This window comes from Pseudonocardia autotrophica (genome assembly GCF_003945385.1).
Taxonomy (GTDB): Bacteria; Actinomycetota; Actinomycetes; order Mycobacteriales; family Pseudonocardiaceae; genus Pseudonocardia; species Pseudonocardia autotrophica.
This window is the reverse complement of sequence record NZ_AP018920.1, coordinates 234335-245761: the sequence shown is the minus strand read 5'-3', so window position 1 is coordinate 245761 and position 11427 is coordinate 234335. Positions and strand designations below refer to the sequence as shown.

The 11427-nt window shown below is 71.3% G+C and carries 14 protein-coding genes; 6 read left to right on the top strand and 8 right to left on the bottom strand.

All coding sequences use genetic code 11. The features are described from left to right. Positions 1-72: 72 nt before the first annotated feature. From arfA to Pdca_RS01155, 3 genes are read left to right on the top strand one after another with little or no spacing between them, the layout of a single operon-like run. Positions 73-1596: an arabinosylfuranosidase ArfA gene (gene arfA / locus Pdca_RS01165; RefSeq protein ID WP_085911935.1), complete on the top strand. Its 1524-nt coding sequence runs from the start codon at positions 73-75 to the stop codon at positions 1594-1596. A gap of 48 nt (positions 1597-1644) precedes the next feature. Continuing rightward, positions 1645-2139 carry a DUF6194 family protein gene (locus Pdca_RS01160; RefSeq protein WP_174824274.1) on the top strand — a complete coding sequence of 165 codons (495 nt, stop codon included), beginning with the start codon at positions 1645-1647 and terminating at the stop codon, positions 2137-2139. Continuing rightward, a complete protein-coding gene (locus tag Pdca_RS01155; RefSeq protein WP_166665887.1) occupies positions 2132-2539 on the top strand; it encodes a cupin domain-containing protein in 408 nt (135 codons plus the stop codon). The genes Pdca_RS01160 and Pdca_RS01155 overlap by 8 nt, the downstream gene beginning before the upstream one ends. On the opposite strand, the gene Pdca_RS01150 is transcribed toward Pdca_RS01155, so the two are convergent. The 4 genes from Pdca_RS01150 to Pdca_RS01135 all read right to left on the bottom strand — a co-directional run bounded on the left by Pdca_RS01150 (position 2502) and on the right by Pdca_RS01135 (position 4781). Then, positions 2502-3173 (bottom strand): PhzF family phenazine biosynthesis protein, encoded by a 672-nt coding sequence (locus Pdca_RS01150; RefSeq protein ID WP_085911936.1) that lies wholly within the window; start codon positions 3171-3173, stop codon positions 2502-2504. The two genes, Pdca_RS01155 and Pdca_RS01150, sit on opposite strands and share 38 nt — an antisense overlap. A 23-nt stretch (positions 3174-3196) precedes the next feature. Then, positions 3197-3700, bottom strand: a complete 504-nt coding sequence (locus Pdca_RS01145; protein ID WP_085911937.1) for a VOC family protein — start codon at positions 3698-3700, stop codon at positions 3197-3199. 102 nt (positions 3701-3802) lie between these two features. Continuing rightward, complete coding sequence (locus tag Pdca_RS01140; protein ID WP_085911938.1) at positions 3803-4363, bottom strand: DUF1707 SHOCT-like domain-containing protein; 561 nt, start codon at positions 4361-4363, stop codon at positions 3803-3805. Between the two features lie 112 nt (positions 4364-4475). Then, positions 4476-4781, bottom strand: a complete 306-nt coding sequence (locus Pdca_RS01135) for a hypothetical protein (RefSeq protein ID WP_085911939.1) — start codon at positions 4779-4781, stop codon at positions 4476-4478. A gap of 114 nt (positions 4782-4895) precedes the next feature. Here Pdca_RS01135 and Pdca_RS01130 point away from each other — a divergent pair, with 114 nt between their 5' ends. Further along, the gene (locus tag Pdca_RS01130) at positions 4896-5774 is read left to right on the top strand and encodes a sigma-70 family RNA polymerase sigma factor (protein WP_232021356.1); all 879 of its coding nucleotides are present in this window, start codon (positions 4896-4898) and stop codon (positions 5772-5774) included. Between the two features lie 10 nt (positions 5775-5784). Here the strand turns inward: Pdca_RS01130 and Pdca_RS01125 are convergent, their stop codons facing one another. Genes Pdca_RS01125 through Pdca_RS01115 form a run of 3 tightly spaced genes read right to left on the bottom strand, consistent with a single transcriptional unit; the run spans position 5785 to position 8640 of the window. Beyond that, the gene (locus tag Pdca_RS01125) at positions 5785-6570 is read right to left on the bottom strand and encodes an ABC transporter ATP-binding protein (protein ID WP_085911941.1); all 786 of its coding nucleotides are present in this window, start codon (positions 6568-6570) and stop codon (positions 5785-5787) included. Positions 6571-6575: 5 nt separating this feature from the next. Further along, a complete protein-coding gene (locus tag Pdca_RS01120) occupies positions 6576-7673 on the bottom strand; it encodes a FecCD family ABC transporter permease (protein ID WP_307724031.1) in 1098 nt (365 codons plus the stop codon). A gap of 13 nt (positions 7674-7686) precedes the next feature. After that, complete coding sequence (locus Pdca_RS01115; RefSeq protein WP_158092101.1) at positions 7687-8640, bottom strand: ABC transporter substrate-binding protein; 954 nt, start codon at positions 8638-8640, stop codon at positions 7687-7689. A 524-nt stretch (positions 8641-9164) separates the two neighbouring features. Here Pdca_RS01115 and Pdca_RS01110 point away from each other — a divergent pair. After that, positions 9165-9656: a GNAT family N-acetyltransferase gene (locus tag Pdca_RS01110; RefSeq protein WP_085911943.1), complete on the top strand. Its 492-nt coding sequence runs from the start codon at positions 9165-9167 to the stop codon at positions 9654-9656. A 380-nt stretch (positions 9657-10036) separates the two neighbouring features. Here the strand turns inward: Pdca_RS01110 and Pdca_RS01105 are convergent, their stop codons facing one another. After that, a complete protein-coding gene (locus Pdca_RS01105; RefSeq protein WP_125911192.1) occupies positions 10037-10564 on the bottom strand; it encodes a nitroreductase family deazaflavin-dependent oxidoreductase in 528 nt (175 codons plus the stop codon). Between the two features lie 40 nt (positions 10565-10604). On the opposite strand from Pdca_RS01105, the gene Pdca_RS01100 reads away from it, so the two are divergent. Continuing rightward, positions 10605-11258 carry a TetR/AcrR family transcriptional regulator gene (locus Pdca_RS01100; RefSeq protein WP_197719888.1) on the top strand — a complete coding sequence of 218 codons (654 nt, stop codon included), beginning with the start codon at positions 10605-10607 and terminating at the stop codon, positions 11256-11258. Positions 11259-11427: the final 169 nt, after the last annotated feature.

The following is an 11427-nucleotide window of genomic DNA, read 5'->3' as shown; positions in this document are numbered from 1 at the left end:
CACCGGTCCGTCCCGCCTGTCAGCCCCCACCTGCTCAGTCCCAACCTGCTCAGTCCCCACGAAAGGAACTCCATGGCACGCGCGCACCTCTCCGTCGGCGCCGACTTCACGGCGGGCACGGTCCCGCCCCGGCTGTTCGGCTCGTTCGTCGAGCACATGGGCCGGGGCGTCTACACCGGGATCTTCGAGCCCGGGCACCCGTCGGCCGACGAGCGCGGGTTCCGCGGCGACGTCCTCGACCGGGTCCGCGAGATCGGTCCGACCGTGGTGCGCTACCCCGGCGGCAACTACGTCTCCGGGCACAACTGGGAGGACGGGATCGGGCCGGTCGCCGACCGTCCGCGGCGGCTGGACCTGGCCTGGCGGACGATCGAGACCAACGAGTTCGGGCTGCACGAGTTCGTGCACTGGGCGCGGGCCGCCGGCACCGAGCCGATGATGGCGATCAACCTGGGGACCCGCGGCGTGCAGGAGGCCCTCGACCTGGTCGAGTACGCCAACCACCCGGGCGGGACGGCCTGGTCGGACCTGCGCCGGCGCAACGGCGACGAGGACCCGTTCGGCATCCGGCTGTGGTGCCTGGGCAACGAGATGGACGGCCCGTGGCAGGTGGGCCACAAGACGGCCGCCGAGTACGGCCGGCTGGCCGCCGAGGCCGGGCGCGCGATGCGGCTGGTCGACCCGTCGATCGAGCTGGTCGCCTGCGGGAGCTCGCACAGCGCGATGCCGACCTTCGGTGAGTGGGAGCGCACCGTCCTGGAGCTGGCCTACGACCAGGTCGACTACATCTCGGCGCACACCTACTACGAGGAGACCGACGGTCCCGGCGAGTTCCTCGCGAAGGCCGTCGACATGGACTCCTACATCGAGTCGGTGGTGGCCACCGCGGACGCCGTCCGGGCCCGTGGGCGGCACCGGAAGCGGATCCACGTCTCGTTCGACGAGTGGAACGTCTGGTATCAGAGCCGGCACCGCTCCGGCGGCATCCACCAGCAGACCGACGACTGGGCCGTGGCCCCGCGGGTGATCGAGGACGAGTACTCGGTGACCGACGCCGTCGTCGTCGCGACGATGCTGCACGCGCTGCTCCGGCACGGTGAGCGGGTGCGGATCGCCTGCCAGGCGCAGCTGGTGAACGTCATCGGGATGGTGCGCAGCGAACCCGGCGGCGCCGCGTGGACGCAGACGGTGGCGCACCCGTTCCGGGTGATGCGCGAGCACGCCCGCGGGCAGATCCTCGACGTCCGGGCCCGGGGCGACCACTACGACGCCGGCCGGCTCGGTGACGCCCCGGTGGTCGACGCCGCCGGGACCTGGGACCCGGACGGCGGGACGCTCGCGCTGTTCCTGGCCAACCGTGATCTCACCGAGCCGGCCGAGGTACGGATCGCGCTGCACGGCTTCGGGGAGCTGCGGCCCGGCCGGGCCGAGGTGCTGACCGCCGGGCCCGGCCAGGACCGGCACACCGGCAACAACGAGACCGCGCCGGAGGCGGTCGGGATGCGGCCACTGGACGGGGTGCGGATCGAGGGCGGCGAGGTGTCGGTGACTTTGCCGCCGCTGTCCTGGGCGGCCGTCCCACTGGATGTGATATGAATCACTTTCGGCGGGCATCGCCGGCTGGAACCGTGCTGTTTTGGCGCGGTGGATTCCGACGAGATCATCGCCTTTCTGGCGACCTTTCCCGACACCCGGCTGATCGAGGCGAACGGCGACGTGTTCGCCGTTCACGATCCCGATCTCGACTACGAACGACGCCCGCGGCAGGGCTGGGCCACCGTCGTGACCTCGGACGTCAACGACGCCTGTTCCGGCCTGGACCGGCCCGGGGTGTTCCGGCTGAACATCGGGCTGCCCGCGCCGCGTTTCCGGGAACTGTTCGGTGAACCGGCCGAGCACGACCCGGCCGCGCTCGACGTGCTGTTCCCGCATCCCGTCTACGCGTCGTACCGGTGGGTGTCGGTGCTCAATCCGGACACCACCTGGCCGGTGGTCCGGGAACTGCTCGGTGCCGCCCACGGGTTCGCCGTCCGCAAGCACCGCAACGCGAGTTCCCGTTCGTCCACGACATCGGGTCGGCCGCTGCCTACCGTCGGCACGGACGCGACCGGCACGGGCGAGGAGGACGGCGATGGATGAGACGGACCGGGCACCGGTGGTGCTGGGCCCCGGCGAGGGCAACTCCTACGACATGGGGCGGATCGCGGCGGTGTTCAAGGCCGACACCGCGTCGTACTCGATCTCGGAGTGGTGGCTGGAGCCGCACACCGCCGGCCCCGGCGCGCACAGCCATCCCGAGGACGACGTGTTCTACGTGCTGGACGGCACCATGTCGGTGCTGGTCGGCGATCGCTGGGTGGACGCGCCGCGGGGCGCGTTCGTCGCCGTGCCCGGCGGCGTGCGCCACGACTTCGAGAACCGCGGCGACGTGCGGGCCGGGATGCTCAACCTGTCCGCTCCGGGCGGGTTCGAGCAGCACATGCCGGGCATCGTCGAGTGGTTCACCGAGCATCCCGCGGGGGATGCGGGACCTGCCTGACCCGGCCGCCGACGCCGATCCGGTCCTCCGGCAGCAGCCGCGTCCGGATCTCCGAGCCGACGCCCTGCTGCACCGTCAGCGACCGTCCGAGCTCCGCGGTGAGCCGGAGCGCGGCGGCGCCGGTGGCCTCGTCCTCCACGATCGCGTCCCCGCGCCGGGGGAACGCCCGCGCGCGCACCAGCCCGGCCGGCTCGTCCGCCCAGGCCCAGACGTAGAGGAAGCCGCTGCCCGCCGGCGGCCCCGGGAGCGCCTCGACCTCCGCCGGTGACGCGAGCCGCTGGGTGGTCCGGCCGGTGACCCACTCCGGACGGCCGGAGACCCAGCCGAACTCACCCTCCGCCCAGGCCGGGACCGCACCGGCCGCGGGATACAGCACGTCGCAGGCCCCGAGCCGGTTCCGGAGCAGCCACGACGCCCCGACCATCGGATGCCCGGCGAACGGCAGCCGGATGCTCGGTGTGTAGATGTCGGCGACCGATCCGTCGTCGACGAACACCGTCTCGCTGTAGCCGAGTTCGGCCGCCCGGCGCTGCCGGGCCGCGGGATCGGAGGGATCGTCCAGGATCACGGCGAGCCGGTTTCCCGCCGTGTGGCCGGGTCCGCAGAAGACGTCGACGAGCAGTGGTTCTGGCACACCGGCATCCCAGCACGGGCTACTCAGCCGTCGCCCATCGCCCGCAGTGCCCGGTCGACCGTGGCGAACACCGGATCGGCGCCCTCGTCGACCGGGTATCCGGGATCGGCCTGTCCCGGCGCAGGCGCCCACAGCCACCACAGGTTCTGCCAGGGATCGAGCATCCGGCCCAGCGTCGTCTCCCCCCAGAACGGGTGCGGCTCGGTGACCACGGACGCTCCGCGCGTCACCCCGCGCTCCAGCACGGCGGCGACGTCGCGCACCCAGACCTGCAGCAGCCCGGGCCGGGACGGCCACCCGTCCATCCGATCGGCCACCATCAGCGCGACGTGGCCCATCCGCACCTCGGAGTGGATGAGCCGCCCGTCCGGCCGGGGGGTCCGCGCCTCCTCGATCTCGGCGACGCCGAAGACGCCGGCCACGAAGTCGATCAACCCCGGGGCGTCGTCCACGATCAGGAACGGGTTCAGGATGCTGCCCGCGCTCGGCACGGCACCGACCGGCAGCAGGATGTCGTCGTCGTCCATGCGGTGAGGCTCCCGCCGAATGCGGACAGGTACCGCCCGGGTCCGGTGACCCGGGTGCTGGTGCGTCGGTCCCGGCCGCGGATGCCCGGGAGCCGGCTGCGCTCAGCGGACCGTGATGTTCCCGAACCACGTCCCGCCGACGACGACCACGTGCGGCGCCCCCGGCCGGTCCGTCGCGCCCAGCTTGTCCCGGACCGACCCGAACTGGGTCCGCGCCCCGGTGAGGTCGACGGTCGCACCCGGCGGGAGCCTGATGTCCAGGTTGCCGACGGTCAGTTCCGACTCGATCACCACGTCCCCGGTGACGAACCGGGCCCGCCGCATGTCCAGCCGGGCGTTGCCGAAGTACGACCGCACGACGACACGCGGCGGCACCAGCCACTCCCCCGACCGCCGCAGTTCCCCTGCCGTGTTGGTCAGCTCCAGCACCTCGCGGACCGGAACGGCCTCGGCCGCTCCCGGCAGGTCGGCGACCACCCGGTTCAGGTCGGCGCGGGTGACCGCGGCCGTGACCAGGACCAGGCGCTCGGCGAGCTCCGCCCCGTCGAGCCTGCCGTCGACGTGGTGCCGGTCCAGCAGCGCGGAGATGTGTGCGCGGTCGGAGTGGGAGACCCGCAGGTCCCGTGGTGCGACCGATCCGTCGGGCCGTTCGGGTGCGTCCATGATTCCGACGGTATGCGGCCCACCCGCCGGGGGGGACCCGGGTTCCCCCGGACCTCGGTTCAGGGTGCCCCCGCGACGGTCGGTGGACCAGGATCCCGAGCAGCCCGGCAGGTCAGAACAACCCGTGGGAGCCGATGACGGCGACCGGCTCGGCGGCCGGAACCTGATCTCCGAGCTCCCAGCCCGGCAGCTGCTGCTGGAAGTCGCGGCAGGCCTCGATGCTCGGCAGCGGGTTCGGCATGCCGTCGTCGAGCTGGAGGATGTTGAGGAAGCTCACCCCGTCGGCGAGCTTGCAGGCGGCGAAGCGCGTCCCGGCCGGACCCTGCGTCTCGATCGCGGCACACATCCGCTCGAGCGACTGCTCCACCGCGGCCACGTCGCCCGGGTCGACCGAGAACTGAACCATCCGTACGTCCACGTCGCCTACTCCTCGCACACGGTGCCCTCGGGCACCCTTCGGGTGAGCGGTGTCCCGCGCCTGCTGCGCGGACCGTCATCCCCTATGACGGCAACGAGGATCGGGAGGGGACACGTGGACGACGACGAGCTGGCGGCCCGGTTCGAGCAGCACCGCCCGCGCCTGCGCGCCGTGGCCCGCCGCCTGCTCGGGTCCGGGTCGGACGCCGACGACGCCGTCCAGGACACCTGGCTACGGCTGCACCGCAACGGCATCGCCGGCGTCGACAGTCTCGGCGGCTGGCTGACGACCGTGACCTCCAGGATCTGCCTGGACCGTCTTCGTGCCCGCCGGGAGACCCTCCTCGGCGAGGACACTCCGGAGCACGCGTCGCCGGACGACCCCGCATCGGATGCGGTGCTCGCCGACTCCGTCGGTCACGCCCTGATGGTGGTGCTCGACAGCCTGTCGCCGGCCGAGCGGGTCGCGTTCGTCCTGCACGACGTCTTCGCCGTCCCGTTCAGCGACATCGCGCCCGTCCTGGACCGATCGACCGAGGCCACGAAGAAGCTGGCCGCCAGGGCCCGCCACCGCGCGCGTCTCGGTGCGGCGAACCCCGGTGATCTCGACGGGCGACGTCGGATCATCGAGCAGTTCCTCGGCGCCGTCCGCCGCGGCGACATGGCGGCCCTGCTCGACGTCCTCGCCCCGGACGCCGTCCGGCACGTCGACCCGGCCCTGCTCGCGCCCGGCCGGCCCACCGCCGTGCGTGGGGCGCGTTCGATCGTCGACGAGGCTCGCAGCCTCTCCGGTCCAGCCCGCGCCGCGGAGCCCGCCACCGTCGACGGCCGGCCCGGCGCCGCCGTGGTCCGCGACGGAACGGTCACCCTCGTGCTGAGATTCACCATCACCGACGGCCTCATCAGCAGCTTCGAGATCATCGCCGAGCCGGCCCGGGTCGCCGCCGTGGTCGTGCAGCTCGACGCCGGGCCGGGGCCGGAGTCGCGGACCTGAGCGGACGTCCTCACGGTGGAGCGGGCGGTAGCTCGGCATCAGCGGCCGGGGCGAAGATCAACTGCACGCAGTCGTCGTCCTCGATACGTCGCACCGACACCCCGTACACCGGTTCGAGGATCGACGGTTCGAGAACCGCAGCGGTCGGTCCGCTGCTCACGACCCGTCCGTCGTCGAGCAGGACCAGACTGTCGCAGTACCGGGCTGCGAGGTTGAGATCGTGCATGACGATCACCGTGGTGACGTCGAGCCGCCGGACGAGGCTCAGGATGCTGTGCTGGTACCGGATGTCGAGGTGGTTCGTCGGCTCGTCGAGCAGGAGATGGTCGGCCTCCTGCGCCAGGGTCCGGGCGATCAGCACCCGCTGCTTCTCCCCGCCCGACAACGAGCTGAACACCCGATCCGCGAGGTCACGGGCACCGACCCGGGTCAGGGCGGCCGCAGCGGCCCGATAGTCCTCGGCCCGGTATCCGGCGAACATCGACCGATGTGGGGACCGCCCGAGGATGACCATGTCGGCCACGGTCAGCGGGGTGTCCGGGTCGTGCTCCTGGGTGACCACGGCGAGTCGTCTCGCGCGCTCCGCGGCCCTGATCCCGTCGAGCGGACTGTCGTCGAGGGTGACCAGGCCCGCCCGGGGGGCGAGTGCTCCGTAGAGGGCCCGGAGCAACGTCGTCTTACCGCTGCCGTTGGGCCCGATGAGCCCCACCGTCCGTCCGTGGTGGGCGGTGAGCCGGACTCCGTGCAGCACCGGGGTGCCGTCGTAGTCGAACGCCAGGTCGAGAGCGGAGAGCATGGCGGCTACCTCGAAAGGGGATGGAACCGTCGGACGAGGACGAAGAGCAGCGGCGCCCCGACGGCCGCGGTGACGATCCCCAACGGCAGCTCCCGCGGCGCGAGCACGGTCCGGGCCGCCACATCGGCCCAGACCAGGAAGCTCGCTCCGATCAGGGCCGCGACCGGATAGAGGCGCCGGTGGGCGCTGCCGACGCACAGCCGCGCGACGTGCGGGATGACGAGGCCGACGAAACCGATCCCGCCGGCCACCGCGACCACGCCGCCGACACAGAGCGACACGACCACCAGCGCCTGGACGCGGAACCGGACCGGTGAGACGCCGAGCGCCCGGGCGGTGTCGTCGCCGATCGCCAGCGCGTCGAACCGGCGCCCCCACAGGATGAGCAGGAACAGCACCGATCCCACGACGATCGCGGCGGGCAGCGTCGCCTCCCACGAGGCGAGGCCGAGCGAGCCGAGCAGCCAGAACAGCACGTCGCGGGCGCCCTCGGCGGCCGACGAGGCGAAGATGAGGAACGAGGTCGCAGCGGAGAGGACGTACCCGATGGAGACCCCGGCCAGGAGCAGCCGGACCGACGTGATCTGGCCCCCGACCCGTGCCAGCAGGAAGAGTGCCCAGGTCGCCGCCACGGCCCCGATGAAAGCGCTGAGGGTCAGCGAGCCGATGCCGAACACCGCCCCGACGCCGAACCCGAACAGGATGTACGCCGCCGCCCCCGTCGATGCGCCCGCGGTCACCCCGAGGATGTAGGGGTCGGCGAGGACGTTGCGCACCATCGCCTGGAGCGCTGCGCCCGTCAGCGCCAGCCCGGCGCCGACGATCGCGCCGAGCAGCACTCGGGGAACGCGTACCTGCCACACGATGCTGTCCACCGCACCCGTCCAGTACGGCGTCCGGGGTGTGCCGAGCAGGTGGTGGGTCACCACGTCGACGACCGTCCCGGGTGGTACCCGCACCGGTCCCAGCGCGATCGCCAACGGCAGCGTCATGATCAGCGCGATCCCGAGCCCGCCGACCCAGAGCAGGGTGTGCCGCCGGTGCCTGCCGTGCTCGAGATCGTCCGCTGCCTCGTCCGGTTCGCCCGGTATGCGGCCGTTCACCGTCCGGGCACGATCAGTCCAGTGCGGCCAGTCGCTGGGCGAGCATCTCCAGCCCGTCCACGGCCAACGGCCCGCCGGCGAGGTAGCCGCTGTTCATGGCGACGACCCTGCCGTTGCGGACCGCGGCCAGCTGATCCGCTCCGGGGGTCTCCGAGAAGGCCCGCACGGCGTCCTCCTCGGTGTACCCGTGTGACGGGAGGTAGCTCACGACGATCAGATCCGGATCCTTGCCGAGGATCGCCTCGAAACTCACCGTGGGGTTCCGCGCCTCCATGTCCTCGAACATGTTCGTCAGCCCCAGTGCGGTCAGCACCGTGTTGTTGATCGACAGCGCGCCGTAGACGGACGTGACGGTCTCGCGCCCGAGCCATGCGTTCACCACCGTGCGCGGCGGCGCTCCGCTCATCTCCTGCTCGACGGCGGCGACCCGTTCCCGCAGTTCGTCGACGGTGCCGGTGGCGACATCCTCGGTTCCGAACGCCCGCCCGTACTCCTCGATCGTCGCGTAGAGCGCGTCGAACCCGACCGACGCCGCGTCGTCGTTGCCGGGGGCGACCTGGCTGCAGAACCAGGGCGGGACCACCGCCGGAACCCCGACCTGTTCGAGGGCGTCGAGGTAGTCGGCCTGGACCCGCCCCGCGACGACGAGATCGGCCTGCTCACCCAGGACGACCTCACGGTCCGGCGCGGTCATGTCGGTCTCGTTGAGCTGTGGGACGTCGGCGAGGGCGTCGGCGTAGGGGCCGAGCGGCACACCCGCCTCTCCGGCCCGCGCGACGATCCGGTCGGCTCCACCTGCGGCCGCGACCAGGGTCGACATCTCCCGGTGGACCAGGATCCGCGTCGGCGCCGCCTCGAGCGTGACATCACGCCCGCAACTCGAGATGGGTGCCGGTGCCTCACCGGGAGCGGCGGCCTGCGACGCCTCGGGTGCGCCGCAGCCGGCGAGCGCGACGAGTCCGACCACCCCGATCCCCAGAAGGCGTCGGCTGTGCGCTCGCGGACGGGCGAACGGACCTGACATCACGCGTCGTTTCACCATGTGCCAATAGATCCTTTCCGTCTCGGGCGCAACATTCGCACACCTGAACGTCTACTCACATGTGCGCTGAGTCATAGGTTTCCGGACGCGCAGTCGCGCCGAGTGGGCCCGGTTCCTGCCCTCGATCTGTCGGCCGACCTCGTCACGCCGGTCGTCGGAACCGTTGCCGTCCGCACGCGGCAGACGTTGCCTCCGGGAACGGATCCCGACAGCTCCCCGATTCACGTTCGCCGGACAACCGTTCCGGCCGGGGCCGCCCGGAACCCGGCTCTGTGGAGCAGTCGTGGAACCCGGCCGAGTCCCGGTCACGGTGTCGATCGCCCTGGACACCCGTCCGTATCCGTTCCGCCGGGCGTCACCTTCTCCGGTAGACTGCACGCGCGGTTGCGATCGGCGCGCAGTCGGAGAACTCGCACGCGCCGCGTCGATCGTCTCGCTACCGTGCGACCGTGCAGGTCACGATCACTCCTTACCGCCCCGACCATCGTCAGGCGGTCCTCGATCTCGCCATCAGGGCATGGGAGCCGGTTTTCCCGCAGACCGAACAGGCCGTGCCGGCTTTCGTCTACGAGTCCTTCTATCCCGACGGCTGGCGAACGCGGCAGCTCGCGGATCTGTCCACGGTGCTCGACGAGGAGCCGGGCTCCGTCGACATCGCGTTGATCTCCGGACGAGCCGCGGGATGGGTCTGCACCCGGCTACACCCGGAGGACGACATGGGTGAGATCTACATCCTCGCCGTCGATCCGGTTCATCAACGACAAGGCGTCGGCAGCGCCCTCACACAGCGGGCGTTCGAACGCATACGTGCCGCAGGACTTCGGATGATCATGGTGGAGACCGGCGGTGACCCCGGCCATGCGCCGGCCCGCGCTGCATACGAGGCGTCCGGATTCGTGCGCTGGCCCGTCGCTCGATATTTCCGGGATCTGCGCGAGTAGCGCGTCCTGGGACACCCGGTCACGAGTGAGCCTCGCAGCACCGGGCCGAGGCCGGCGAGCTCGGGCCCCGACCTCGTTCGCGCTGCGGTGCTCGACACCCGACTGATGAACAGCAAGGTGGTCGACCGGCGCGACGCGCTCACAGCGGAAGACCCCGGGGCGCTCGTGCAGCGCGCCGCCGATCTGCTCCACGGGCCCGTGAACGACGAGCCTTCGCCGCCAGGACTCTCGACGATCAAGACCTCGGGCGACGCGCGCTGCGCCCCAGTTCATTTCCCGGGGTTCTACGGCCTCGTCCACGCGAGAATGACGTCACGACAGCACAGCCGTGGAGAAAACCGGGGAAATGTCGCCGGTGAACTCGCCGAGCACAGCGAACATCAGGCCGGAGTAAGGACGATCAATGGAATCCGACGATCGGTTCTCGCCTGGTACCTGTCCAGTGCCGGCGTCTTCGCCGCGACGCGTGCCCATACCTCGGTCAGTTCGCTGCCCTCGGCTTCGCGTGCGGTCATCTTGCGTGTGCGGTTCCGCACCAGGATCTCCACCTCCGGGTCGGCGAGGAGGTTGAAGTACCACTGCGGGTTGGTCGGCCCGGCCGCATACGATGCCATGACGACGACCATGTCGTCCTCGACGATCGGCGCCCCGACCATCGAGGTCCGCCGCCGGCCGGACTTCCGCCCGGTCGTGGTCAGAGCCACGAGGTCGACTCCCATCATGCGGGCACCGATACGCCCCCGGCTCGCCCGGAACAGCTTCTGGTGAACCTTGTTGAAGTGTCGAGCGAAGAAGTCCAGCTTCCTGGGCATGAAATTTCTGCCTTTCATTTCCGACCACGATTCAGGCCGCCTGCTCGACGCGCTGCGAAATCGACGGTAGCGTCGTAAGTGGAAGATGAACTCCACTCCTGGAGAAGTGAGAGAAATGGCGCAGGAACCGACTCACATGTCCGGGGGCGGCGAAGGCCTGCGGTCCGACGCCGCGCTCAACCGCACGCGGATCCTGGAGGCGGCCCGCGCGGCGTTCGCGCTACGCGGGATCGACGTCCCGATGGCTGCGATCGCCCGACGGGCCGGTGTCGGCGTCGCCACGTTGTTCCGGAGATTCCCGACCAAGCAGGCCCTGGTGAGCGAGGTGTTCGCAGAGCAGGTCAAAGCCTGCGAGCTGCTGCTCGAGACCGCGCTCGCCGACCCCGATCCGTGGCGCGGGTTCTGTGACCTCCTGGAGTCGGTGCGTGCTGTCCAGATCCGGGACCGGGGATTCACCCAGGCCTTCCTGAGCGCGCATCCCGACGCCGGCCACGCCGCCGAGCGCGCCAAGGCCGAGCGGGACTTCGCCGAGGTCGTCCGGCGTGCCCAGGCCGTGGGCCGGCTGCGCGCGGACTTCTCGCCCCACGATCTGCCCCTGATCATGCTCGCGCAGGTCGGCATCACGACGACCTCCTCGGAGATCGCGGATGTCGCTTCCCGCCGCCTCCTGGCCTACCTGCTCCAGTCCTTCGCAGTGCGTCCCGACGACGGTCCGGCGCGATCCCTGCCCTCGCCTCCGGAAATGGACCTCCGAGCGGTGATCGAACTCCCGGCCGACGGCCGCGAGTGACCGGCGTCAGGGTGCGTCGTCATCCGTTGAGGCCTGGTGCGGCCCTGCGGACCAGGAGGGCGGAGCTGATCGCCAACGCCCAGCGGAAACCGCTCGGTGCGCTGGACGGGACCGATCGGACCGTGCTGGCGAGGGCACTCGACGGCGGTCCCGACGATGTGTCGCCGAC